Annotated in this window: 23 protein-coding genes and 1 pseudogene; 5 read left to right on the top strand and 19 right to left on the bottom strand. The window is 32.1% G+C overall.

The window, feature by feature from the left end; all coding sequences use genetic code 11:
• Positions 1-66: 66 nt before the first annotated feature.
• From CD135_RS06905 to map, 5 genes are all read right to left on the bottom strand, one after another.
• Positions 67-696 (bottom strand): response regulator transcription factor, encoded by a 630-nt coding sequence (locus tag CD135_RS06905; protein WP_016999032.1) that lies wholly within the window; start codon positions 694-696, stop codon positions 67-69.
• On the bottom strand, positions 686-1,729 hold the full coding sequence (locus CD135_RS06900; RefSeq protein ID WP_016999033.1) for a sensor histidine kinase: 1,044 nt from the start codon (positions 1,727-1,729) through the stop codon (positions 686-688). Before CD135_RS06900 ends, CD135_RS06905 begins: the two co-directional genes overlap by 11 nt.
• Positions 1,726-2,436, bottom strand: coding sequence for a cell wall-active antibiotics response protein LiaF (gene liaF, locus CD135_RS06895; RefSeq protein WP_016999034.1), 711 nt, complete (start codon positions 2,434-2,436; stop codon positions 1,726-1,728). Before liaF ends, CD135_RS06900 begins: the two co-directional genes overlap by 4 nt.
• A gap of 15 nt (positions 2,437-2,451) precedes the next feature.
• Positions 2,452-2,841, bottom strand: a complete 390-nt coding sequence (locus CD135_RS06890) for a hypothetical protein (protein ID WP_016999035.1) — start codon at positions 2,839-2,841, stop codon at positions 2,452-2,454.
• A 160-nt stretch (positions 2,842-3,001) separates the two neighbouring features.
• The gene (gene map, locus CD135_RS06885; protein ID WP_016999036.1) at positions 3,002-3,757 is read right to left on the bottom strand and encodes a type I methionyl aminopeptidase; all 756 of its coding nucleotides are present in this window, start codon (positions 3,755-3,757) and stop codon (positions 3,002-3,004) included.
• Between the two features lie 95 nt (positions 3,758-3,852).
• On the opposite strand from map, the pseudogene CD135_RS06880 reads away from it, so the two are divergent.
• Positions 3,853-4,855, top strand: a pseudogene (locus tag CD135_RS06880) (FUSC family protein).
• Between the two features lie 55 nt (positions 4,856-4,910).
• Here the strand turns inward: CD135_RS06880 and gatD are convergent.
• Positions 4,911-5,633: a lipid II isoglutaminyl synthase subunit GatD gene (gene gatD / locus CD135_RS06875; protein ID WP_016999038.1), complete on the bottom strand. Its 723-nt coding sequence runs from the start codon at positions 5,631-5,633 to the stop codon at positions 4,911-4,913.
• Positions 5,633-6,943 carry a lipid II isoglutaminyl synthase subunit MurT gene (murT, locus tag CD135_RS06870; RefSeq protein ID WP_103269089.1) on the bottom strand — a complete coding sequence of 437 codons (1,311 nt, stop codon included), beginning with the start codon at positions 6,941-6,943 and terminating at the stop codon, positions 5,633-5,635. The genes gatD and murT overlap by 1 nt, the downstream gene beginning before the upstream one ends.
• A 146-nt stretch (positions 6,944-7,089) precedes the next feature.
• Here murT and CD135_RS06865 point away from each other — a divergent pair, with 146 nt between their 5' ends.
• The gene (locus CD135_RS06865; protein ID WP_016999039.1) at positions 7,090-7,596 is read left to right on the top strand and encodes a ferritin; all 507 of its coding nucleotides are present in this window, start codon (positions 7,090-7,092) and stop codon (positions 7,594-7,596) included.
• A 195-nt stretch (positions 7,597-7,791) separates the two neighbouring features.
• Positions 7,792-8,355 carry a 3'-5' exonuclease gene (locus CD135_RS06860; protein WP_103269088.1) on the top strand — a complete coding sequence of 188 codons (564 nt, stop codon included), beginning with the start codon at positions 7,792-7,794 and terminating at the stop codon, positions 8,353-8,355.
• 40 nt (positions 8,356-8,395) lie between these two features.
• On the opposite strand, the gene CD135_RS06855 is transcribed toward CD135_RS06860, so the two are convergent.
• The 10 genes from CD135_RS06855 to gatC form a co-directional block, all read right to left on the bottom strand.
• Positions 8,396-8,611, bottom strand: a complete 216-nt coding sequence (locus tag CD135_RS06855) for a hypothetical protein (protein ID WP_016999041.1) — start codon at positions 8,609-8,611, stop codon at positions 8,396-8,398.
• A gap of 119 nt (positions 8,612-8,730) precedes the next feature.
• Entirely contained in the window at positions 8,731-9,798 is a 1,068-nt protein-coding gene (dinB, locus tag CD135_RS06850) for a DNA polymerase IV (protein ID WP_016999042.1), read from the bottom strand.
• Between the two features lie 68 nt (positions 9,799-9,866).
• The gene (locus CD135_RS06845) at positions 9,867-10,412 is read right to left on the bottom strand and encodes a DUF3267 domain-containing protein (protein ID WP_016999043.1); all 546 of its coding nucleotides are present in this window, start codon (positions 10,410-10,412) and stop codon (positions 9,867-9,869) included.
• 95 nt (positions 10,413-10,507) lie between these two features.
• Entirely contained in the window at positions 10,508-11,644 is a 1,137-nt protein-coding gene (locus CD135_RS06840) for a PQQ-dependent sugar dehydrogenase (protein WP_103269087.1), read from the bottom strand.
• A gap of 110 nt (positions 11,645-11,754) precedes the next feature.
• A complete protein-coding gene (locus CD135_RS06835; RefSeq protein ID WP_016999047.1) occupies positions 11,755-12,453 on the bottom strand; it encodes a GNAT family N-acetyltransferase in 699 nt (232 codons plus the stop codon).
• A gap of 20 nt (positions 12,454-12,473) precedes the next feature.
• Positions 12,474-13,847: a 23S rRNA (uracil(1939)-C(5))-methyltransferase RlmD gene (rlmD, locus tag CD135_RS06830; protein WP_103269086.1), complete on the bottom strand. Its 1,374-nt coding sequence runs from the start codon at positions 13,845-13,847 to the stop codon at positions 12,474-12,476.
• A gap of 60 nt (positions 13,848-13,907) precedes the next feature.
• Entirely contained in the window at positions 13,908-14,873 is a 966-nt protein-coding gene (locus CD135_RS06825; RefSeq protein WP_016999051.1) for a diacylglycerol kinase, read from the bottom strand.
• A 209-nt stretch (positions 14,874-15,082) separates the two neighbouring features.
• Positions 15,083-16,510: an Asp-tRNA(Asn)/Glu-tRNA(Gln) amidotransferase subunit GatB gene (gene gatB / locus CD135_RS06820; RefSeq protein WP_064204894.1), complete on the bottom strand. Its 1,428-nt coding sequence runs from the start codon at positions 16,508-16,510 to the stop codon at positions 15,083-15,085.
• A 6-nt stretch (positions 16,511-16,516) separates the two neighbouring features.
• Positions 16,517-17,983: an Asp-tRNA(Asn)/Glu-tRNA(Gln) amidotransferase subunit GatA gene (gatA, locus tag CD135_RS06815; RefSeq protein WP_064204893.1), complete on the bottom strand. Its 1,467-nt coding sequence runs from the start codon at positions 17,981-17,983 to the stop codon at positions 16,517-16,519.
• Positions 17,984-17,986: 3 nt separating this feature from the next.
• Positions 17,987-18,286, bottom strand: coding sequence for an Asp-tRNA(Asn)/Glu-tRNA(Gln) amidotransferase subunit GatC (gatC, locus tag CD135_RS06810; RefSeq protein ID WP_016999054.1), 300 nt, complete (start codon positions 18,284-18,286; stop codon positions 17,987-17,989).
• 165 nt (positions 18,287-18,451) lie between these two features.
• Between gatC and putP (CD135_RS06805) the strand changes: the two genes are divergently transcribed.
• Together putP (CD135_RS06805) and putP (CD135_RS06800) are read left to right on the top strand one after the other, a co-directional pair.
• Positions 18,452-19,981: a sodium/proline symporter PutP gene (gene putP / locus CD135_RS06805; protein WP_103269085.1), complete on the top strand. Its 1,530-nt coding sequence runs from the start codon at positions 18,452-18,454 to the stop codon at positions 19,979-19,981.
• 250 nt (positions 19,982-20,231) lie between these two features.
• Complete coding sequence (putP, locus tag CD135_RS06800; protein WP_103269084.1) at positions 20,232-21,776, top strand: sodium/proline symporter PutP; 1,545 nt, start codon at positions 20,232-20,234, stop codon at positions 21,774-21,776.
• A gap of 343 nt (positions 21,777-22,119) precedes the next feature.
• Here putP (CD135_RS06800) and CD135_RS06795 read toward each other — a convergent pair whose 3' ends face one another.
• Both CD135_RS06795 and ligA read right to left on the bottom strand, forming a co-directional pair.
• Positions 22,120-23,307, bottom strand: coding sequence for a CamS family sex pheromone protein (locus tag CD135_RS06795; protein WP_103269083.1), 1,188 nt, complete (start codon positions 23,305-23,307; stop codon positions 22,120-22,122).
• Positions 23,308-23,318: 11 nt separating this feature from the next.
• Entirely contained in the window at positions 23,319-25,322 is a 2,004-nt protein-coding gene (ligA, locus tag CD135_RS06790) for an NAD-dependent DNA ligase LigA (protein WP_016999058.1), read from the bottom strand.
• Position 25,323 lies beyond the last annotated feature (1 nt).

Raw genomic sequence — 25,323 nt, 5'->3', positions numbered from 1 at the left:
GTTGAATTTTAGTCAACCGAGTAGCAGCATTTATTTATATATGATTTTGTATGTGTGTACTTATTTTTAATTTATCAAATTGTGTTGAAAAGCGTAAATAACAGCTTGTGTTCTATCTTGTACTTCTAATTTACTCAAAATATTACTTACATGTGTTTTTACAGTTTTAATCGTAATATGTGAAGCACTAGCAATTTCTTGATTAGAATAGCCTTTTGCAATTAATAATAGTATTTCCATTTCGCGATCTGTGAGCATCTCAAATAATTCAGCTTTTTGATTCATACGGTTACGCATTTTAACTAATACTTCCGCTTCAAATACTGATTCTTTATTATAAGTTTTACGAATAGCATTAGCGATATCATCTGCTGAAGTTGTCTTTAAAATATAACTATCAACTCCTGCATCTAAAGCTTGATATACTTCATTGTCATCTATAAAACTTGTTAACATCACAATTTTAACGCTTGGCTGGTGTTGCTTAATATATTGAGTTGCTTCGATACCGTTCATATCATCCATCACTAAATCCATTAATATTATATCTGGTTTCAGTTCTTCTGCTTTCTCGATTCCTTCTCTACCAGAAGCAGCTTCACCCACTACTGAGATATCTTCTTGTGTTGATAAATAACTTGATATACCTATTCTTACCATTTCGTGATCATCAACGAATAATACTCTAATTGTCATACTCTTCCTCCTTATTATTCGGTACCTTCACTTCTATTCTCGTTCCTGAATTAGGCATAGAAATAATATTAAGTGTTGCGCCAATTTCAAGTGCACGTTCATTCATAGTATTTAAACCATAGCTTTGAGGATCTCTTTTAGATGTGTCAAAGCCTACGCCATCATCTTGTAATCTTAAAATAACGTAATCGCTTGTTTCGATTAATTCTATTGATAACTTCGTACCTTTAGAGTGACGTAATGTATTTGAAATTGCTTCTTGCGTTATTCTAAACAAGTGGTCTTCAGTACCTTTAGCAATTTCTATATCCTCTATATCATAAACAACTTTCATAGGTATTTTTTGTTTTAAATCGACGACTAAATCTTTAATACCTTCACCCAATGATTTGTTTTTTAAACCTAATGGTCTTAAATGGAGTAACAATGCTCTCATTTCAAGTTGTGAATCTTGAATCATCTTTTCTAATAAATTAACTTGTTTTGCTAAAGGATCGGTTAATTCAGTAGATTTAATAGCAGATAACATCATGCTCGCAGCAAATAATTGTTGGCTGACAGAATCATGTAGTTCTCTAGCTAATCTTTGTCTTTCGTCTTCTATAATTTTCTTTACAACAGAATCTTGCATTTGGTAAGACTCATTAATAATTTGTTGAGATTTCAACCTTAATGTATAAAGTTCTTCATGTAATGGGATTAAAGTTTGATAAATTTCTAACGTTTCTTTGTGTAAATCTATTTCATGATTATTAACGCCCAACACTTCACCTTGAAAGGAACGTTCTAATTGTTCTTTAATCCAATGGTGTTGCTGATTAATCTTATAAGCTACTGCTGAACCTATGATAATACAAAGAAGTATAACAACAATATTAACGAATAAAAAGGCAGGTATACCCATTATTTGTGTATAAAACAAACCTTGAAAATAAATAATGTTAATAAATATTCGATCTAAGAAAAACAATACAACTACAATTGAATAAACAAGTATTAACATTGAACCAATGATACGTGAATAGTTATTCATCGGAAAATCACCTCAACATCTCCCATAAATGTTGAGTAAAATATATTCACTTTAAATGTATTTTTGTGACTATTAACGTTGTAGTGTACAGTTTCATTTTTAACTCTGTAAACTTCGTCATTTAAATATAATCTACCAAAAAGAGCTGTAACATGTACATTAACTTGGTAATTATATGGTACGATAACTTGAGTTTTACCTATAAGTTGCCTTACAACTATTACATTGTTTTCGGATAAATTGGCAGCTAAAGATAAATCTAATTCTACATCTCCTACAGCTTGTTGAATTTGGATATCATCCCATTTATATATGTAGTGAGGTGTTTTTTGAGGTAAGAACCAACGTTGTTTAATGAAAGACTCATTTATGTTTTCGTTAGCTGTCGTTTCGACATGCTCGACTTTCAAAGGTTTCTTCCTGTATATGATATAGCGAATCACTAAAAATATTAAAAATAAAAATAAAATCATAAGCATATACGGGTTTGAAAGTAACGCATAAATTAACAAGATAGCCCCTATCCAAAATAAAATTAGACCTCTTAATTTATGGAAGTATAAATAGCCTACATAAATAAAAATCATGCCCGTTATTACAACAAGCAGTAATCCTATTTTTTCAAAGAAGATATAGTAAATATTCGATAATAAAATTAAAATTGTTAATACAATTAATAATTCTGTCGATATAAATTTATTCTTCAATCTACCACTCCTATTTTAGAGAAGCGAATTCATTTGTGTGAGCATTGACCGCTCAGCTACAGCATGTGCAATTTGATCTAAAGTACGTTTTATCGTTTCTTCAATCTTTGCTGAATCACTTTCTAACATATTGATTTGTTTTTGTAACCATACTAAATCATGGTCTTCTAATTTTTTGGCATACGTAATTTTAAAGTCTTCTATTTTGTCCATATACTTATTGTCTAATTCTAAAGTATACTTTTCAATTAGTTCAAATAAGTTTTGACGCTTTTGTTCTAAATATAAAATATATTCTTCCATTGCTTTTATTTTAACATCTAATTGCTTTGCACATGTATCTAAACTTTCATAATAAGAAACAAGAATAAGTTGCTTTAATTGATTTGAAACAACATTAAACATAGAATCACCTATTTCTTTCAGATTAACCTCTATTATAAAATGTTATTAAAAATCTCGAAATGGACCTAGGAACCAACTTTCTATAGGTCCTTAGTCTTAGATAAGAAAGTATATAGAATGAATTAGGCTGAGACATTGATCAATGTCTCAGCCTCTGTTTTTAGTCTTCTAATTTCGTTAATAATAATGGTCCATCTTTAGTAACAACTATAGTATGTTCTATTTGAGCGACAAAACTTTTATCTTTCGTCTCAAATGCCCATTCATTTTTACCATCGCCAACAATTGTAGCGTTTGATGAAATAAACGGTTCAACTGCTAACACCATTCCTTCTTTTAGCAATTGCTTTTCTAAAGGATCAAAATAGTTCATAACATGTTGTGGTGAGTCATGTAGTGAACGACCAACACCATGGCCAGTTAAGTTTTTAATTACTTTCAAGCCATTCTTTCTTGCTGTAGAATTTACAGCTCTACCAATTTGAGATAATTTAGTGCCTGGTTTAATCTTTTTCATTGCTTCTTCAAAAGCCATTGCTGCAACATCTACTACAAGTTGTTTTTTAGGATCATCTGCTTCTCCTACAACGAAAGAAATACCTGTGTCAGCATAGTATCCATTCTTTCTTGCTGAAACATCTATATTAACTAAATCACCTTCATTGATTACACGGTTACCAGGAATACCATGCGCAACTTCTTCATTTACACTTATACATGTATAACCAGGAAAATCATATTCTGCGATAGGAGCAGATTCTGCTTCTAATTCCTCAAATCTTTCCTTCGCTATGTTATCCAACTCTTTAGTTGTAATTCCGGGTTTCGTTGCTTCTTTCAATTCATCACGAATTATTGCACAGATTCTGCCTATTTCTTTAAGGCCTTCAAGTTCTTCATTGTTTTGAATAATCATTTAAATCCCGTTCTTTCTTTTAAATTTTTTTGTCGTCTTTATTATATCAGAAAATACATGGTATACTATAAAAAAATGATTTCGGAGTTTTGTATATGAAAGAAAATTGGTTAATCAGATTTATAGGTGCAAGAATTATCAAAACAGGTTTAGCTACATTTTTAACTGCACTAATATGTATGGTTTTGAATTTAAATCCCATTTTTGCGGTTATAACATCAATTGTCACAATAGAACCTACAGCAAAAGCATCTTTAAAAAAAGCTTTTGTCCGCTTCCCAGCTTCTATATTAGGCGCATTTATAGCAGTAATCAGTACATACTTCTTCGGTGAGTCGCCATTAAGTTATTCTTTGGCTGCTACAGTAACTATATTTGTATGTTACCAACTTAAACTTATAGATGGTATGCTCGTAGCTGCTATTACAGCGGTTGCAATGGTGCCTGTTATCCATGATGCTTTCGTATATAACTTTATATCTCGTTTAGCAACAACGACAATCGGGTTAACAACAGCAGGTTTAGTAAACTTCATTATATTACCACCAAAATATATTACACAAATTGAAAACATAAATAAAAATATGGAACGTCGTATTTTAGAAATTTACATAAACAGATTAAAAGAATTACTCATTGGAGAATATGAATCTAATATATCAATGAAACAAATGACTTCATTGCAACAGTCAGCAACAAAAATAGAACAATTGATTAAATATCAAAAAGAAGAATATGATTATCACCGTACGAAAAAAGAATCTAAAGCATATATTAGAAAAGTAGAAATGGCGTATCACACAAATAGATTATTGAATTCTCATTTATTAAATCTCATTTATTTACCTGAAGAAACATTCATAACGTTTACTGAAAATGAAAGAAGAGCAATTTCTAATTTAATCATTTCTTATAAAGATTTATTAAATCATAAAGAATTTAAAAAGCAGAAAAAAAGCCGCATCTATCCTTAAAAACAGCGTTAAAGGCCTCGATGAATTTGATGAAAACCAAATAAAAAGCCATATCATATACGAAATCTTAATGATAAACCGAATTATAAACGATCGTTTTTCTAATATAACGAAAAAGGGTTAAAGTAATAAAACAAAAGTCTGGGACATTGATAATGTCCCAGACTTTTGTTTTTATATTATTTTTCTTTTAACAACCTATTTATAATAGCTCGTTTTGCTGCTTCTTCAACTGAATTATCTAATTCTTCTGGACTGAATTCAATCCCTTTTCTTTCACAAGCTTTTTTCAATAAATAATCAGTAATTTCATGATTTTTTGGTAATATTGGTCCATGTAAATACGTACCTATTAAGTTTTTATAATGTATACCTTCTTTTTTATCTGTATCATTATTTCCGTACCCATTTATAACTTTACCAAGTGATGGATATTCATGATATGTACGACCACCATGGTTCTCAAAACCAACAATTTGACCAAATGTTTCAGACTCCATAACAATATCTCCAGTAAGCCTTTGTTTTTTAGATTCAGTATATATGTCTAAAATATTTAAGCCTTCAAGTCTCGTACCGTCTGGCGTTACATATTCAGAACCTAAAAACTGATAACCACCACAAATCGTTAATGTTGGCAAGCCGTCTTCGATTGCGTCTTTTAGTTGTGTTTTAATTTTCTTAAGTTGTTCAGTAGCAAGACTTTGTTCTCTGTCACTGCCTCCTCCAATAAAGAAAATATCACAATCATCCAAACTCAAACCTTCTGTATCTATAATATCTACGACTTCTACTTTAATATTGCGCCATTTAGCACGTTGCTTTAAAGCAATAATATTACCGATATCTCCGTAAAGATTTAATTTATCTGGCATAAAATGAAATATTTTTATCGCTGACATTATACTTCCTCCTTAAACGCTCTATTTAGTACACGATGCATCGGAGATAGTGAAGTATAGTTAGGTATAGCAACAGTAAATTGAGGATACTCCATTGACATTCCAGTCGCTTTTTCAATAGACTTTTCAATGATAATGTCTGCATCTACTTCTGCATATTTTAATCTAAGTGCTAGTTCTTCAGCTCTTTGTCCCGTACATATAACTGCTTTTATATTTTGGCGTGATAACTTTTCAAAGTCCGCATCGTAAATCCAAGAAATATCTCTACCATCAGCCCCATTATCATTTAAACTGATAATGTATACTTTCTCCGAATCTATTTGTTCACCTACTGATAGACTAGCATTTAAACCAGCTGGATTTTTAGCTAAGTTAATTAATACTTCTTTATGACGATTTTTGTAATATTGCATACGCCCATTATCAGACGTATAAGATTCAAACCCGGCATTAATACTCTTATCGTTCAACCCTAATTCCCTTAAAACTGTATATGCAGCAACAACATTAAACACGTTGTAGTCTCCAGCTATTTTCATATCAAAAATAGTACCATTTATACCTGCATCTATAAATGGCTCTTGTTTAAAGGAGGAAACTTCATATTTAGGTTTTTCACGTTTAAATCCACAAACACAATCATAATGACCAATTTGATTGTAATGAACATGTTTGTAATTTAATAATCGACCACAATTCGGGCAATATTTACTTTCAACCATCGTACTTTGTTCAAATTCATGAATGCCCGCTTTCATGCCGTAGTATATAACTTCATCACTAGCAATTTTTAATCTACTTACGAATGGATCATCAGCATTTAATAATAGTTTAATACCCCTACCTTTAATTGTATTAGCTATATTATCGACCATTGTATCAATCTCGCCAAATCTATCCATCTGGTCTCTAAAGAAGTTTGTTACGACCATCATCGTTGGTGTCATTTCTTTCAATACTCTTGGTATTGAACCTTCATCAATTTCGATAATAGCAATTTTAGTATCTTTATTAGACTGAATAACAAAGCTTGAAGTAATACCCGCTGCCATATTGGCACCTTCATTATTATGTATTATATTTATATTATTTTTCTTTAAAGTATGGCCAATTAAATTGGAAGTAGTCGTCTTACCATTTGTTCCACTTATCATTACAATTTCATCAACATCATTTGCTAACTTTCTTAATATAAGTGGATCTATCTTACGAGCGACTTGTCCCGGAAGGTCGGTACCTTGTTTTCCCATTTTTCTACTTGCAAACCTAGCAAGTTTAGCCATATTTTTCGCAACATACTTCTTCATACGTTACCTCCTTATTCTGTCATATTATTATAACACGTTCAAAAGCTTTTAAAAAAGACTTTCACTAAGTTAAAACATTGGTATACCCTTACAAATAATGTATAATAAATATATAAACAAGTTTATTATAGAAGGGAAGATTTTAAATGTTATCTAAAAATATACTAGACGCTTTAAACAATCAATTAAATCACGAGTTTTATGCAGCACACGCATATATGGCTATGGCAGCATATTGTGCGGATAAGAGTTATGACGGTTTTGCAAACTTCTATATTCAACAAGCTAAAGAAGAACGTTTTCACGGTATGAAAATTTATAATTATATAAATGACCGTGGTGAAAAAGCTATCTTTACATCATTAGAAGCTCCAAAGACTGAATTTAATTCATTATTAGAAACATTTAAAGATGGCCTTGAACAAGAAAGAGATGTAACACGACGCTTCTATAACTTATCGGAAATCGCTAAAAATGAAAATGACTTTGCGACTATTTCGTTCTTAAATTGGTTCTTAGATGAACAAGTTGAAGAAGAATCAATGTTTGAAACACACATTGACTACTTAGAAAGAATACAAGAAGATAATAACGCACTATTTATATATGAAAAAGAATTAGCTGCTCGTCAATTTGATGAAGATGGTGAATGATTCTTAAAATAAGTAAAGGTCTAGGACATAAATGTCCTAGACCTTTTTATATTGCAATTTTAAAGTTGAACGTTGCACGTGGATCTCGTCTTGTAACATTAACCCTCCCCACCATCTTTATTTTTATCATTTCGAACAATTTTATTTACATTTTCATTATATATCCATATAATGACTTTCAAAGGAAGTGATTGAATGTCTTCATTTGTCGCGTTAGATTTTGAAACGGCTAACGGCAATCCTGAAAGTATTTGTTCAATAGGAATGGTTAAAGTTGTTGACCATCAAATTACTGAAGATTTTTATACTTTAGTTAATCCTAAAGATTATTTTTCTAAATTTAATATTAAAATTCATAAAATACAACCATCTGATGTGGAAATCTCCCCTACTTTTGATGTAGTCTTCCCTTATATGATGGACTTCATAGGCGATTTACCTGTTGTCGCACACAATGCAAAATTTGATATGAATGTATTATTTAAATCGCTTATCAAATTGAATATAGAAATACCCGATATGACATATTTTTGTTCTTGTATATTAGCAAGAAAAACAGTAAATAATCATAGATACGGTTTAGCGCATATGATGTCTTATTATAATATTGATTTTAAAGGTCATCACCACGCTCTTAACGATGCAAAAGCATGTGCAATTATCACTTATAGATTGTTGCAACACTATCAAGATTTAAACAGTGTCATAAACATTTACGGTAAAACTTTATCTGACAAAAAATATGTATATAAAAAATAGGGAAACAACTTAATTAAAAGTTGCTTCCCTATTTTTTATTTTATTCTTTGTGCTGAAATTCTTTTTTAATATCTCTTTTAAGACTTGCTTTATTGACTGGTCTTTCTAATTTTCGATCTGCCCAGAATAATAATAAAGCGATAGCAACAATACCTATTAATTTAACAATATCAAAACTTCCTGTATCGATTGTACTCTTTACAAAAAGTAAAATCATTAATACTGTTATTCCGATAATAGCAAATTTAAATTTCATATCAATCTCTACTTTCTGAATAATGAATAATGAATAAATACCCGTTCAATGTGATTTCAAAACTTAATCACAATCTATATTAGGATACTAGTACTTTAACACTTTATCAAGTTTTCTACTTATAAAAAGTCATATATCGTCAAATTCCGGTATGTTTTAGACACTAAATTTCCTATTGAAACACCAATTAATCTAATTGCTGTATCTTGATCTTTAAGACTGTTATATAGTTCATATGCAATGTTATATATTTCTACTTCATCATGTACAGGGTTATTCACACTTGTTTGTTTAGACAATGTTTCAAAATTATGAGTTTTCATTTTCACCGTTATAGTACGACCTGCAAGTTCGTGCTTATCTGCTCTAACAGCTACTTCTCCACTTAAAGTACGTATTTTATTTAATATGAAATCATCATCATTTTGGTCTGTTTCAAAAGTAGTTTCTCTACCTATAGACTTTCTAATTCTTACTGGTTTAACAGGTGAGTTATCAATTCCTCTTACTTTATTATAAAAACTCAATCCTCTTTTCCCAAACATTTGAATAAGTTCCATTTGACTATAATCATATAAATCTTGACCAGTATGGATGTTCAATTCTTTCATTTTTTCTTCAGTCACTTTACCTACTCCTGCAAACTTACCTATTGGTAGTGACATCAATAAGTCATGTGTGTTCTCATAATTTATAACTGTTCTACCACTCGGCTTGTTCATACCACTAGCAAGTTTTGCTAAAAATTTATTATACGAAACACCTGCCGAAGAAGTAAGTTGTGTCTTATCGTAAATGTCTCTTTGAAGATATTGAGCAATAGTAGAGGCTGATAAATCTCTGCGAACTAGTTCAGTTACATCTAAATATGCCTCATCTAAAGATAATGGTTCAACTATATCAGTATAACTTTTAAATATCTCCATAATTTCATTAGAAACTTCTCTATAATGATTAATTCTAGGCCGAACATAATAACCATCAGGACATAATTGATGGGCTCTAGCCATAGGCATCGCAGAATGTACACCATATTCTCTAGCTTCATAGCTTGCAGTCGATACAACGCCACGTCCAGAAGCTCTACCACCGATGATAACCGGTTTACCTTTTAACTTTGGATTATCCCTCACTTCTACTTGAGCAAAGAATGCATCCATATCTATATGAATGATTCGACGTTCCATCTTTAACACCTCAATAAAAAATAGGAATATGGTTTCCCAAATTCCTATATATTATAACAAAAATTGTATTAAGTTGTTGAAGATATGTTTTTCTTGTCAGTATATAAATTTATGCCTACATCAGTATCTTCGATATATTTCATTTGTTGATGATTATATAAAACTTGCACCATATAGAAATCCCCTATACAAGCTGCACCATGGAATGCAAAAATATATATAATCGAACTTAATTTCAACCATAATAGTACCAAAAGTAAACCAATACTAATAATTACAAATGGAGCTAGCGCAATGGTATAAAATTGTCTACGTGTAAATATTTCTTTTGGCATAGATGCGTAGAACATACCACTCTTGTAACCGTATTTTACTTTTTTCGATGGTTGAAAAATTTTAAAACAAATACCATGAATAAGTTCATGAATAAATATTAAAATTATTAAACCAATAACACCTACAATAATATTTCTAAGAATACCTTCTTCTTGTATATATATAAAATTCGCCATTACTTTAAAACCAATTAATACGAGTGAAAGAAATAGGACAAATTGTAATAATGCTAATCGTTTTAATATAGAAGTGCTATTGAGTAAGTCAATTTTTAACATACAATTCCTCCATCAGATTGAATCTCTTTATCCGTCCCCTCATATTATAGATTAAAAACGATATTAATTCTATTCTTAATTTAACTTATTTGATATTATTTTAATTGGTTTAATGGTATTTTATATAGCTTATCATCATTATCAGAAGGATTACCTCTACCATCTGAATTATTACTAATGAAATACAACGTTTCTCCTTCAATCATGACATCTCGAATACGTCCGTGATCTGTAATGACCTTTTTAACTTTATCAATTTTAGTGTCAAATTCTAGAACTGCTTCACCTCTTAAAGCTGCAGAATAGATTTTCCCATCATGGTAAGCTAAACCTGAAGGAGCCCATGTTTCATCTGCTCCAGAAGTAAATAACGGTGACACCATACCATCTTTTTCTTCATTACCTTCTATAACCGGCCAACCATAATTTTTACCTTTCTTTATGTCATTAATTTCATCATTAGCTAAGTCTCCGTGCTCGCTAGCATAAAGCTTATTATCTGAAGGCCACACAAGACCTTGCGGATTTCTATGACCATAACTATAAACATATGAATTTGAAAATGCATTATCTTTCGGTTTACTACCATCTAAATTTAACCTTAAAATCTTGCCACCTAAAGAATCTTTATCTTGTGCAATTTCATCATTTGCAGCGTCACCAGTAGTAGCATACAACTTATCATCAGGACCAATCTTCAATCGACCACCATGATGGAAATCTCCACTCGGAATTTTGTCTAATAATACTTCCTCTTCTTCCCATGAGTCACCATCTAACTTCAATTTTACAATTCTATTAAACTGCCCTTCGTTGCCTTCATACGTATAATAAGCATAAGCTTCATTGGATTCTTTAAAGTCAGGTGCCAACACAAAGCCTAATAATCCCGCTTCAGCAGCAGTTGCAATCTTCTCATCTAAGTTCACCTTTTGATCAGTCTTCTGATTACCCTCAATCTTAACAATCTTGCCAGGACGCTCAGTTAAATAAAAAGTATTATCCATCTTCTCAATAGACCAAGGTGTGTTCAAACCATCAACCACAGTCTCCATACCTTTAGATTCCTCATCATTAGACTTCTTCTCATCCGAATCACTTTGTTGTTTATTAGAATCATTTTGCTTTTCATCACTACTCTCTTCAGTCTTATTCACACTCTCCTCAGAATCATTACCACAAGCCGTTAATAAAAAACTTACAGAAATAGCACTTGCCAACATTCGTTTCATAAACAACCCTCCTTAACTTATTTATACAGATGAATGCGTTTACAAACAATAATATCGCTCAAAATAATAAAAAACAACCAGCTAATAAACTGGTTGTTTAATAAATTTATTTACTTAAATTCTTCTAACCTGTGAAGTTGTCTTCCTTCTTCATCAAAATTCTCTTCTGCCAACCATTTATTAAATGCTTGTTTATGCTTCGGCCATTCCTCTATTAACATGGAAAACCAACATGTGTCTCTTGAGCGATTTTTATAGACTACAGCGTTTCTGAAAGTCCCTTCATACTGAAAACCTAAACGTAATGCAGTTTTATAGGAGTTAGCATTTAAAGAATCACATTTCCATTCGTAGCGTCTGTATTGAAGTTCTTCGAATACATATTTCGCTAATAAATAGTGTGCTTCTGTAGACATTCTTGTTCTTTTTAATGAATCTGAAAAGTTAACATGTCCTTCTTCGACTACTCCATTTGCTTGATCAACTCTCATTAAACTAAATATTCCTAGAGCTTTGTTTGTCTCTTTATTTATCACCGCATAGAAGATAATTGTCGTGCTTTCAATCTTTTCGTTTAACTCTTCTTCAAAAGATTCATAGTCTTGAGGATACTCATATGGTAAGTAAGTCCAATTACTAGGATGAGAATCTCTATATGCATTATAGAGGTCTTTAGTGTGTGAATGAGATAACCGAGTAATAATAGTATACTTACCGACATAATGTATATCAGTAGGAAACTTTCTTGGCTGCCAGTTAGGTAACTCTTCACCAATTGGTAGGTTATATTCGTTAATTCTCTGTTTCATTTAATCACCCCATTACTTATTTATTCACTTATTTTCTCTATTAAAGCGACTGTTTCTACATGTGTCGTGTGTGGAAACATATCTACAGGAGTTATTTCTTTTAGTTGATAGCCGCTTCCTTTTAAGATTTCTACATCTCTTACTTGTGTTGCTGGATTACATGATATATACACAATACGCTTTGGTGACAATTCAATTAGTGTTTCTATGAATGTTTGATCGCACCCTTTTCTTGGTGGATCGACCATAACGACTTCTGGCTTGATACCTTCTTTTTGCCATTTTAATATAACTTCTTCTGCTTTTCCTGCTTCCCATGTCGCATTCTCTATATGATTGATTTTCGCATTTTCTTTTGCGTTTTCTATAGCTTGTTCTACTATCTCTACACCATATACGTGTTTAGCTTTTTGTGACATATATGACCCTATTGTGCCAATTCCACAATATGCATCAATTACTGTTTCTTCACCGTTTAATTGTGCGTATTCTAATGCTTTGCTGTATAGTTTTTCGGTTTGAGTTGGATTAATTTGATAGAAAGATGTATCTGATATTTTAAATTGATATTCTGCTAGTTGATCTGTAATTGTATCTTGTCCATAAAGTGTATAAGAAGTTCTTCCCATTATAACATTTGATTTTTCTCGGTTCACATTGTGTTTAATACTAACTACATTATCAAATTCTGAAGTAATAAATTCTATGATTTGATTTTTATGACTTAATTGTTTACTGTTTGTTACAAAAATAACCATAGTTTCCCCAGTATAATAACCTGTTCTTAAGATGATATGTCTTAATTCACCTTTATGCTTATGTTCGTTATAAATACTTAAATTCAAATCTTCTATTAATCGCTTTATTTTAACCATAATTGTGTCATGCTTCTTATCTTGTATCATGCAGTGATCGATATTTACAATATCATGGCTTCTTTGTCTATAAAATCCTAATTCAATTTCACCATGTTTATTTTTCCCGACTGGTATTTGAGATTTATTACGGTAATGCCAAGGGTTCTCCATACCTATTGTGTCATGTATAACGGTATCTTCAAAATTCGATTTACGTTTGAATAAATTGACGACTTGTTCTTTTTTCATTTGTAATTGGGCTTCGTAGCTTAAATGTTGTAATTGACACCCACCACAAACTTTATAATATTCACAAGGTGGTTCAACTCTTTCATTTGATGTTTCTTTTATAGTTAACAGTTTACCAATAGCAAATTGCTTTTTTACTTTTATAACTCGGAATTCTATTTCTTCATCTTTAATTGCATTTGGTACAAATATTGGGTATCTATCAAATTTTACAACGCCATGACCTTCATGTGTAAAATCTATAACTTGTCCCGTATACACTTCGTTTTTATTTACTATACTTGCCATAATTTCTCCTTCTTTCACGTACAACATAGAAAAAAGGGACAGTTAAATGTCCCTATGTATTTATTCTTCAGTTTGCTCTTCGTGAAGTCTTTCTCTTTCTCGTTCTACAGTTTCAATACCATGTTCTGCTTTCACACGTTCTAATTTAGAAAATACTTGTATATGTCTTTTTAAATTCACAAAATTGGCTGGTAGAACGCCACCAAATTCACCATCTACATTCAACTGTATTTGTTCAAATGATGATACGTTAATCGTTTTTGCTTTTGTATAATGTACTTTAGGGTGGTTAATGTGATCGCCTCTAGAAGCTAATGTCATAATATGACCAAGTTCAGCAAAATTAACTTTCTCTAATATTAATAAAGTGAAATTACCATCATTGATTTCAGCATCTGGTACTAATTTTTCAAAACCACCAATTGAATTTGTTAAACCTATTAAAAACATCATGGCTTCACCTTGAAAAACATTACCATCATATTCAATTCGAATATCTGTTGATTTAATTTGTGGTAACATTTCTAAACCTTTGATGTAATAAGCTAATGGCCCTACCATAGTCTTTAATTTGCTTGGTGCTTCATATGATACTTCGGTGATTTTACCACCACCAGCAATATTTATAAAGTAGCGATTGTTCATTTTACCAACATCTACTGGCACGAGATCACCTTTAATGATTGTATCTACAGCTTCCATAATATCATTAGGTATAAGCAATGCTCTTCCAAAGTCATTTACCGTCCCCATTGGAATTAAACCTAATTTAGGTCGATTAGTTGCTTCAGCGATACCATTGATAACTTCATTAAGAGTACCATCTCCACCAGCTGCTATAATAACATCATAATCATGTTTCAAAGCTTCTTTAGCAGCATATGTAGCATCTCCAGCACTCGTTGTAGCATGAGCGCTTGTTTCGTATCCAGCTTGTTCTAATTTAATCAACACGTCTGGTAGTGCTCTCTTAAATAACTCTCTACCTGATGTTGGATTATAAATGATTCTAGCTCTTTTTTTCATTGTGATCCCTCTTGTATATTCTTATATCTTTATATTATAGCAAATGATACATATTAGAAAGTAAAATATATTAACGTTTTGTGTACTATAAATATTTTTATATTTCATTTTAATTGATTCCACAAAGTATTAAGTAATAACAAAGGTTATACCAAAGAAAAAATGGGTCTGAGACAATTAAGTATGTCTCAGACCCATATATTTATCTTTTATCTTTTTTCTAATTCTGATTTTAGTAATTGGTTAACAACTTGAGGGTTCGCTTGTCCTTTTGAAATTTTCATAATTTGACCAACTAAGAAGCCCATTGCTTTGCCTTTACCATTTTTAAAGTCTTCTACTGATTGTGGATTATTGTCTAATGCTTCAGTAACAAATCCTAATAACGTTTCTTCATCAGAAATTTGAACAAGACCTTTATCTTTCATAATTTGTTGAGCGTCGCCGCCATTTTTAGCTAATTCAGGGAACACTTTTTTCGCAATTTTACTACTCATTGTTCCATCTTCAATTAACTTAATCATTCCAGCTAAGTTTTCTGGTGTTAATGCAGTATCTTGTAAATCGATTTGATTTTTATTTAAATATTCATTAACTCCACCCATTAACCAGTTTGAAGTCAATTTAACGTCTGCTCCATGCTCAATCGCTTCTTCGAAGAAATCAGACATTTCTTTAGTTAATGTTAATACGTGAGCATCGTATGCTGGTAAACCTAAGTCATTTACATAACGCTCTTTACGAACGTCTGGTAAGTCAGGAATTGTTTGTCTTACACGTTCTTTCCATTCATCATCAACATAAAGTGGCACTAAATCTGGTTCTGGGAAGTAACGATAGTCGTCTGAACCTTCTTTAATACGCATTAAGATTGTTTCGCCAGTAGCTTCGTTAAAGCGACGAGTTTCTTGTAGAATTTCTCCACCTGCTAATAAAACTTCAGCTTGACGTTTTTCTTCATGTTCTAAACCTTTACGAACATAGTTGAAAGAGTTTAAGTTTTTCAATTCTGCTTTAGTACCAAACTCTTCTTGGCCGTATGGACGTAATGAAATGTTAGCATCACAACGAAGTGACCCTTCTTCCATTTTACAGTCTGATACGCCAGTGTATTGGATAATAGCGCGTAATTTTTCTAAGTAAGCATACGCTTCTTTAGGTGAGCGAATATCTGGTTCAGATACGATTTCAATTAATGGCGTTCCTTGTCTGTTTAAGTCGACTAAAGAATAACCATCTTTATGAGTCAGTTTACCCGCATCTTCTTCCATGTGTAAACGTGTGATACCAATACGTTTTGTTTCGCCGTCAACTTCTATATCAATCCAACCATTTTCACCAATTGGTTGATCAAATTGTGAAATTTGGTACGCTTTCGGATTATCTGGATAGAAATAGTTCTTTCTATCAAATTTTGATTCTGTAGCAATATCCATGTTTAATGCCATTGCTGCACGCATAGCCCAATCTACAGCAGTTTTGTTTACTACTGGTAGAACACCTGGATATGATAAATCTATTACATTTGTGTTTGTATTCGGTTCAGCACCAAAATGAGCTGGTGATGGTGAAAACATTTTTGATTCTGTTTTTAATTCGACGTGTACTTCTAAGCCGATTATTGTTTCAAAATGCATTCAGATTCACTCTCCTTGTAATGTTTTATAGTCATCATGTAAGTTAAATTGTGTTTCATATTGATAAGCAACTTTGTATAATGTTTTTTCATCGAATGGTTTACCAACAATTTGTAAACCAATTGGACGACCATTTGATTTACCACAAGGAATTGATATTGATGGTACGCCAGCTAAGTTAACAGGAATTGTTAAAATATCATTCGCGTACATTGTTAATGGGTCATCAACTTGTTCACCAATATTAAATGCTGTTGTTGGAGCAGTTGGTCCAACGATAACATCATAGTCTTTAAATATTTTTTCAAAGTCTTGTTTAATTAATGTTCTTACTTTTTGAGCTTTTTTGTAATAAGCATCATAATAACCAGAACTTAATGCAAATGTTCCTAACATAATACGACGTTTAACTTCATCTCCGAAACCTTCGCCACGAGATTTTTTATATAACTCTTCTAATGTATTTGCAGATTTAGAGTGGAAACCATAACGGATACCATCGAATCTAGCAAGGTTTGCAGACGCTTCTGAAGATGCAATGATGTAATAACTTGCTACACCATATTTAGTATTCGGTAATGAAACGCGATCAACAGTAGCACCTAAAGATTCTAAAGTTTTAACAGCTTCAGTAACTGAATTTTTTACATCTTCAGATACACCTTCACCAAGAAACTCTTCTGGAACTGCTATTTTTAATCCTGTGATGTCTTTACCTATTTCTGAAGTGAAATCTACATCTTCAACAGGTGCACTTGTTGAATCTTTTTCATCATGACCTGCGATTGTTTCTAAAATTAAAGCATTATCTTTTACGTTTCGTGTAATCGGTCCAATTTGGTCTAATGAAGATGCAAATGCAACTAAACCAAAACGTGATACACGTCCATATGTAGGTTTCATACCTACTACACCACAATATGATGCAGGTTGGCGTATTGAACCACCTGTATCTGAACCTAATGAGAATGGTACTAAACTAGCCGCAACTGCAGCTGCTGAACCACCAGAAGAACCACCAGGAACAGCTTTATGATCAAATGGGTTTACGGTTTTCTTAAAATAAGAATTTTCGTTTGAACCACCCATTGCGAATTCATCCATGTTTAATTTACCAATTAAAATTCCATTTTCAGCTTTTAATTGATTCATTACAGTAGATTCATAAATAGGAATGAAACCTTCTAACATTTTACTTGCACAAGTCGTTTCTACGCCTTCAGTAATAATGTTATCTTTGATACCCATTGGAATACCAAATAGTTTACCTTCCATTTTATCTTCTGCTTGTAATTTATCTTGTTCTTCTGCCTGTTTTAAAGCTTCTTCTTTGTTAAGAGCTAAGAAAGCTTTTATGTTTTTATCATCTGATTCAATTGCATCAAAAATGTCTCTTACGATATCAGATGGTTTGATTTCTTTGTTTTTAATCATTTCTGATAAACGTTCTACCGTTTCATAACGAATTGTCATGCTTTAGTCCTCCTCGTTCATAATAGCTGGTACTTTAAATTGGCCAGCTTCAGTTTCTTTAGCATTTTTTAATGCTTCTTCTTGAGGAATCCCTGATTCACTCTTATCTTCTCTTAGAACATTTTGTAAATCTAATACGTGGAATGTTGGCTCAACATTTTCTGTATTAGCTTCATCTAATTGTCCTGCAAAGTTTAAGATATCCTCTAACGATTGTGTGAATTCATTGACTTCGTCTTGTGAAACTTCAAGTCTAGCTAAATTAGCAACATGTTCAACTTGCTCAGATGTTACTTTCGTCATGTGCGACGCCTCCTTAGTTAATCTAACATCATATAATTTTAACAAATTTTCATATAAAAATCTAAAGTTAATAGAAAATAACTACATGAAAGCGTATACATTGATGTATAATAAATTATCAGAATAATTTCTGAACTTAAGTCAATGAGTGAGAGGTGGTTTTTCATGTTAATACTTGGAAATACGTTTAAAAATGTAAAAGTCGAAACTTCTTGGGAAACATATGTCATGATTGCTGTATATTTTACGATTTTGTTAGCAATCGGATTTTATGCATACAAAAGATCGACAAGCACGCTTGACGAATATATGTTAGGCGGAAGAGATTTAGGTGCATTAGTAACAGCATTATCTGCTGGGGCTTCTGATATGAGTGGTTGGATGATTATGGGGCTACCTGGGTCTGTTTATAGTATTGGATTATCAGCTACTTGGATAGCTATCGGGTTAACGATTGGTGCATGGCTTAATTACGTATTAGTTGCATCACGTTTAAGAATTTACACAGAGCTTTCCGACAATGCGATAACATTACCTGATTTCTTTGAAAAGCGATTATCGGACAATACTAGAATTGTAAAAATAATTTCTGGTTTAGTAATCGTCATATTCTTTACTTTATACACACATTCAGGAATGGTGGCAGGCGGTGTTTTATTTAATAGTGCATTTGGATTAAACTATCATGTCGGTTTAATACTAGCTGCTAGCATCGTTATTCTCTATACATTATTTGGAGGTTATTTAGCTGTATCATTAACTGACTTTTTTCAAGGTGTCATTATGATATTAGCTTTAGTGCTCGTTCCAATAGTAGCTATACTCAAATTAAATGGTCTAGATACATTTTCAGAAGTCGGCCGATTAACCCCCACTAGTCTAGATTGGTTTAAAGGAACAACAACGGTTGGCATTATCAGTTTACTCGCTTGGGGGTTAGGTTACTTTGGTCAACCACATATTATAGTACGTTTTATGTCTATTAAAACTCACAAATTAATGCCGAGAGCTAGAAGAATCGGTATTTCATGGATGGCAATTTCTTTAATCGGAGCATGTATTACAGGTCTTATCGGTATCGTTTTTGTGGAAGAAAACAATGTAAAAGTCGATAATCCTGAAACTATTTTTATTGTGATGAGTCAATTTTTATTCCATCCATTAATCGGCGGATTTTTCTTAGCAGCTATTTTAGCAGCTATTATGAGCACGATATCTTCACAATTACTAGTCACTTCTAGTGCATTAACTCAAGATTTTTATATGCTTTTAAGAGGTAAGACATTACAAGATAAAGAACACGAAAAAGAGTTCGTTCTCGTCGGACGTATTTCAGTATTAATCGTATCCTTAATCGCAATGTATATTGCTTGGCATCCAAACGATACAATACTCAATTTAGTGGGAAATGCTTGGGCTGACTTTGGAGCGGCATTTGGTCCCCTTGTACTATTATCGTTATATTGGAAACGCCTTACTAAATACGGAGCTATAGCTGGGATAGTAAGTGGTTCACTAATTGTAATATTTTGGATATTAATGAAAGAACACGGCGGTATTTTTGAATTTTATGAAATTATTCCTGGTTTTATAATGAGTATGATTTTAACAATCATTGTAAGCCTATTCACAAATCCTCCAGAGGAAAAAACAGTAAATAATTTTGATGAAATGGTTAAAATTCTAAAAAATTAATAAGAAATTTTTAATATTTTAATTAGTCAAACTTTTAAGTTTTGGCTGAATTTTAAAAATTCGCTATACCCTACATAAACACAGGCGTCAGCATATTTTACTTTTATTCGAATTGTGTACAATTTGTGACATGAAAATCAAAACATGGTAAGCTAAATATACACTTTGGTTACTTTTTACCCTTTGAATATTATTTCAATTGTGTATAATGGGCAACGTGCAACTTTAAAAAATATAAAGGAGCGGGAAAATGTTTATTTTAGGACAAATTGACGTTAGTGCTGGAGTTGTTTCAGGCTGGCAGACTTACTTCATGATTATAGTCTATTTTGTTGTACTATTAGCGATTGGTTATTATGCATATAAACAATCTACAAGCAATTTAGATGAGTACATGTTAGGTGGCCGTAGTATAGGTCCTTACGTAACAGCTTTATCCGCTGGTGCATCCGATATGAGTGGTTGGATGATTATGGGGCTTCCGGGAGAAGTTTATAGCATTGGTCTATCAGCAACATGGTTAGCTATCGGTTTAACAGTAGGTGCTTGGTTAAATTACATATTAGTCGCACCAAAATTACGTGTTTATACAGAACACACAGGAAACGCGATTACAATTCCAGATTTCTTTGAAAAACGCGTAGCAGACAATACACATGTATTAAAAGTTATTTCAGGTATTATTATAGTAGTATTCTTTACATTGTATACATCAGTAGGTATGGTTTCTGGTGGTACACTATTTGAAAGTGCATTCGGTTTAGATTATAGACTTGGAGCTATTTTAACAATGGGTATCGTTGTAATATATACTTTCTTTGGAGGATACTTAGCTGTTTCTTTAACAGACTTCTTCCAAGGTGTCATTATGTTAATAGCGATGGTTATGGTCCCTATTGCAGCACTAATAACGCTAAATGGTTTTGATACATTTAACACAGTTGCAGAAGTAAAACCTACAAACCTTGATTTGTTTAAAGGTACTTCAGCAATTAGTATCATTGGTTTAATAGCATGGGGCTTAGGTTACTTTGGTCAACCTCACATAATCGTTCGTTTCATGTCAATTAAATCTCATAAACTTTTACCAAAAGCTAGACGTTTCGGCATTGGCTGGATGGCTATTTCATTAATTGGTGCTTGTTTAGTTGGTTTAACTGGTATTGCGTACATTCATGATACAACTCAAACAATTGATAACCCAGAAACAATCTTTATTTTAATGAGTCAAGTATTGTTCCATCCATTAGTTGGTGGGTTCTTCTTAGCTGCTATATTAGCTGCTATATTAGCTGCTATCATGAGTACAATTTCATCTCAATTACTTGTTACATCAAGTGCTTTAACTCAAGACTTCTATAAGATTATAACTAGAAAAAGAGGTAAAGAAGCAGATAGAGATAAAGAATTTGTATTAATAGGACGTTTTGCAGTATTACTTGTAGCAATCGTTGCTATGATGTTAGCATGGACGCCAAACGATACTATTTTAAACTTAGTAGGTAATGCTTGGGCTGGTTTCGGTGCAGCATTCGGACCTCTAGTATTAATGTCATTATACTGGAAAGGCTTAAGTAAAAATGGCGCTATCGCAGGTATGGTAACATCATCTATCGTAGTATTATTCTGGATTATGATGAAAGGACACGGAGGTATTTTCGAACTTTATGAAATTATCCCTGGTTTCTTAACTAACGTTGTTGTAACAACAGTTGTAAGTTCATTTACGAAAAAACCAGAAAAACACGTTATTGATAATCTAGATAAAATGAATCGTATTTTAGATGAAAAATAAAATAAATGATTATAGATTATAATATTTGTAGTCAGAGTAAAGCTCCCGATCCGATGGATTGGGAGCTTTATTATGTATTGATAGTGGTAAACTGGAGACGCTATGTTGCACGTGGGTCGCGTCTTGCAACATTCGAGGACATTATGTTGCACGTGGGCTACGTCTTGCAATTTTTAGGAGTCTTATTGCCTTTTCTCACCAAACGTGTCAATAATGGTAGCCTTGCTCCCTTTTCTCCATAATCTTGGCAATAACGAGATTTCTACCCCACTCCTATATTAAAAATTCTCCTAATCTGCTATTTAAAAATTAACGGATTAGGAGAATTATTTTAAGCTCTTATTTATTTGTAAATATGAATTTCTGGTTCTTTATCATCTTTTGTTTTAGTAATTAAAGACTGTGGTTCTTCCCCATCAATTATTGAAATTTCAATATCATCTATACCTTTAAAGTACTTCTCAGATAAATCTGCGACATATTGCGTCACACCTATAACTTCGGCTTTGCCATAATAATCTAGTGGAATTTTAATTTCAAGCTCTGTTAATTTATCATCTTCAAACTTACCTGTACCTACTGATTGTGTAAAATTAGGGAAATATTTTTGTAAGTCCTGGTTAAATTGTTCGAAATTAGAATTTAAATTTTTGTCTAAATCAGCTGCTTCTGATGATGGAATCGTGACATGTTTTTCATTCATATTTTCCCAGCTTTTAACTGACCTTTCACCGCCTTCACTTGTTCCATATGTTACAAACTTACCAGGTTTAATATCACCTTCACCTGATTGAATGAATATAGCAAAATTAATCGGGATATTTTTTATATCATCTCTTACACGTAATCGAGATAAGATTTCTTCCGCCATTTCTTTACCTTGTTTCTCTGCTTCTTTTTCATCTAACTTTTTAGTATATGTTTCACCATATTCTTCTTTTTGATATATATGCTCACTGTTCATTGCTAAACCGATCGTCATACCTGAGATCTTTTGTTTCTTAGCATCACTTTCGGTAAAGTAATCTTGCTCAATAATATGAGATAAGTATGTAGGAGAATTCTCAGCTATTTTTTCAGGGTCTGTTTCGCCTTTATGACTTGGGTTCAGACCTAAATTTTCACCAGCTTGTTTTTCTTCCTTTTCTTCAGCACTCATATTCTTTATTTCATCTTTAGTATATTTAGGCGCTAAATAAGCTCTAACTGTATCTTTTTCAAGATATTGACCATCACGGTACAAATATTCATCAGGTGAAAATGTTTGTTTACTAATGTCTAACAAGCCACTTTCAAATGCTTCGCTATTATAACTAGATACCATATTATCTTGTGTTAATCCTCTAGCAGCACTTATTTTAAATGGTAATAAAGTACGATAATAATCATTTGAGATTTGCATACCAGTAGAAATCTGTTTTGTTTGTTCTTTATCTTTTTCAGATTTGTTTTGGTTATCTTTTTGAGTTGTATCAGATGAGCATGCTGTAAGTAACATAACAGATGCTAATATTAGTAACCCTTTTTTCATATCATTAACCTCTATTCATTGATATTACGATATTTATCCAACCAGTCTTGTTCTGACCAAACTTCGATATTTAATTTTTCTGCTTTTTCGAGTTTAGAACCTGCTTCTTCACCAGCTATTACAACATCTGTGTTTTTAGTAACACTATTTGTTACTTTAGCTCCATATGATTGTAATATATTAGTAGCTTCTGGTCGTGTCATCTCTGTCATTTTACCAGTTAAGACAAATGTTTTTCCACTAAAATCTGGATGACCTTCTATTTCGGATTGTTTAACACCTGTATATGTCATATTAACATTTTTCTTTTTTAATTTTTCAATTAAAACTTGTATGTCTTCATTTTCCATATATGTTACTAAAGATTGAGCCATTTTATGACCAACATCAGGAATTTCAGTTAAGTCATCAATTTGTGCTTCGAATAATCGATCAATCGTCTCAAACTTTTCAGCAATCACTCCACTTGCTTTAATACCAAGATGTCTAACACCTAATCCGAATAACAGATGTTCTAATGATTTTTCTTTAGATGCTTCGATTGCCGTTAATAAATTTTGAACTTTTTTCTCGCCCATTCTTTCTAACGGTAATAAATCTTCTTTTGTTAAATAGTATAAGTCGCCTACGTCTTTAATCTTATCGTGCGTGTATAATTGTTCGATAATTTTTTCGCCTAAACCATCTATGTTCATAGCTTGTCTTGATACAAAGTGAATGATCCCTTCGACAAGTTGAGCTGGACATTTAGGATTAATACAACGTAGAGCAACTTCTCCTTCGATTCTGACAAGCTCATGATCACAACTAGGACAATGTGTTGGCATGTGATAAACTTCGCTATCTTCTGCTCTACTTTCTACTATACTACGTATAACCTCAGGTATGATGTCTCCTGCTTTTTTAATAACGACTTTGTCGCCTATTCTAATATCTTTTTCATGGATTAAATCTTCATTATGTAATGATGCTCTAGAGACAGTCGTTCCAGCTACTCTAACTGGTTCTAATATAGCAGTTGGTGTTACTACACCTGTTCTACCTATACTTAATTCAATATCTAACAATGTTGTTAAAACTTCTTCTGCCGGGAATTTATAAGCAATTGCCCATCTTGGTGATTTTTGAGTAAATCCTAGCTCTTCTTGCTGACTTAAGTCATCTACTTTTATAACAATTCCATCTATATCATAAGGCAATTGGTTTCTTTTTTCTGTCCATTTTTCAATAAATGATAATACACCTTCAATATCATCAAATGTTTCTCTTTCTTTATTCGTTTTAAAACCGAGTTCATCTAAGTTGTTTAACGCTTCTGATTGACTGCTCGCTTCAATTTCTGTTAAATCATTCACACTATATAAGAAAATATCTAACTTTCTCTTAGCAGTTAGCTTAGAGTCTAATTGTCGCAATGATCCTGCAGCCGCATTACGAGGGTTTGCAAATAGTTGTTCTCCATTCTTTTCTTTTTGCTCATTTAAAGAAAGGAAAGAACTTCTAGGCATATATGCTTCTCCACGCACTTCAATAGAAAGAGGTTCTTTAATTTTTAAAGGTATTGCGTGAATTGTTTTTAAGTTTTCAGTAATGTTCTCACCAGTAGTACCATCACCTCTTGTTAAACCTTGCACAAAACGCCCATTATCATATTTTAGAGATACTGCTAGTCCATCAATTTTAAGCTCACAAGTATATTTTATATTACTTACTTTATCTCTTACACGCTGGTCAAATTTTCTAAGGTCTTCTTCGTTAAAAGCATTACCTAAAGATAACATCGGTGTATCGTGATTAATTTTTTCGAATTGAGATAAAGGTGGTCCACCAACTCTTACAGTTGGCGAATCACTTGTTTTAAGTTCTGGATGTTCTTCCTCAATTGAGATCAATTCATGTAGTAATTTATCATATTCACTATCAGGAACAGATGGATTATCTAATACATGGTATTCATAATTAAATTTATGCAATAAGTGGTGAAGTTCATCAACTCTTGATTTTAATTCTTCCATA

Source organism: Mammaliicoccus lentus (genome assembly GCF_002902755.1).
In the GTDB taxonomy this organism is placed as follows: domain Bacteria; phylum Bacillota; class Bacilli; order Staphylococcales; family Staphylococcaceae; genus Mammaliicoccus; species Mammaliicoccus lentus.
The sequence above is the reverse complement of the archived record's forward strand: the minus strand, read 5'-3'. Positions and strand labels throughout refer to the sequence as shown.

Coding starts and splice junctions, on each gene's coding strand:
- CD135_RS06905 (WP_016999032.1), bottom strand. CDS start 696: ATGACAATTAGAGTATTATTCGTTGATGATCACGAAATGGTAAGAATA.
- CD135_RS06900 (WP_016999033.1), bottom strand. CDS start 1,729: ATGAATAACTATTCACGTATCATTGGTTCAATGTTAATACTTGTTTAT.
- CD135_RS06890 (WP_016999035.1), bottom strand. CDS start 2,841: ATGTTTAATGTTGTTTCAAATCAATTAAAGCAACTTATTCTTGTTTCT.
- map (WP_016999036.1), bottom strand. CDS start 3,757: ATGATTATTCAAAACAATGAAGAACTTGAAGGCCTTAAAGAAATAGGC.
- gatD (WP_016999038.1), bottom strand. CDS start 5,633: ATGTCAGCGATAAAAATATTTCATTTTATGCCAGATAAATTAAATCTT.
- murT (WP_103269089.1), bottom strand. CDS start 6,943: ATGAAGAAGTATGTTGCGAAAAATATGGCTAAACTTGCTAGGTTTGCA.
- CD135_RS06865 (WP_016999039.1), top strand. CDS start 7,090: ATGTTATCTAAAAATATACTAGACGCTTTAAACAATCAATTAAATCAC.
- CD135_RS06860 (WP_103269088.1), top strand. CDS start 7,792: ATGTCTTCATTTGTCGCGTTAGATTTTGAAACGGCTAACGGCAATCCT.
- CD135_RS06855 (WP_016999041.1), bottom strand. CDS start 8,611: ATGAAATTTAAATTTGCTATTATCGGAATAACAGTATTAATGATTTTA.
- dinB (WP_016999042.1), bottom strand. CDS start 9,798: ATGGAACGTCGAATCATTCATATAGATATGGATGCATTCTTTGCTCAA.
- CD135_RS06845 (WP_016999043.1), bottom strand. CDS start 10,412: ATGTTAAAAATTGACTTACTCAATAGCACTTCTATATTAAAACGATTA.
- CD135_RS06840 (WP_103269087.1), bottom strand. CDS start 11,644: ATGAAACGAATGTTGGCAAGTGCTATTTCTGTAAGTTTTTTATTAACG.
- CD135_RS06835 (WP_016999047.1), bottom strand. CDS start 12,453: ATGAAACAGAGAATTAACGAATATAACCTACCAATTGGTGAAGAGTTA.
- rlmD (WP_103269086.1), bottom strand. CDS start 13,847: ATGGCAAGTATAGTAAATAAAAACGAAGTGTATACGGGACAAGTTATA.
- CD135_RS06825 (WP_016999051.1), bottom strand. CDS start 14,873: ATGAAAAAAAGAGCTAGAATCATTTATAATCCAACATCAGGTAGAGAG.
- gatB (WP_064204894.1), bottom strand. CDS start 16,510: ATGCATTTTGAAACAATAATCGGCTTAGAAGTACACGTCGAATTAAAA.
- gatA (WP_064204893.1), bottom strand. CDS start 17,983: ATGACAATTCGTTATGAAACGGTAGAACGTTTATCAGAAATGATTAAA.
- gatC (WP_016999054.1), bottom strand. CDS start 18,286: ATGACGAAAGTAACATCTGAGCAAGTTGAACATGTTGCTAATTTAGCT.
- putP (WP_103269085.1), top strand. CDS start 18,452: ATGTTAATACTTGGAAATACGTTTAAAAATGTAAAAGTCGAAACTTCT.
- putP (WP_103269084.1), top strand. CDS start 20,232: ATGTTTATTTTAGGACAAATTGACGTTAGTGCTGGAGTTGTTTCAGGC.
- CD135_RS06795 (WP_103269083.1), bottom strand. CDS start 23,307: ATGAAAAAAGGGTTACTAATATTAGCATCTGTTATGTTACTTACAGCA.
- ligA (WP_016999058.1), bottom strand. CDS start 25,322: ATGGAAGAATTAAAATCAAGAGTTGATGAACTTCACCACTTATTGCAT.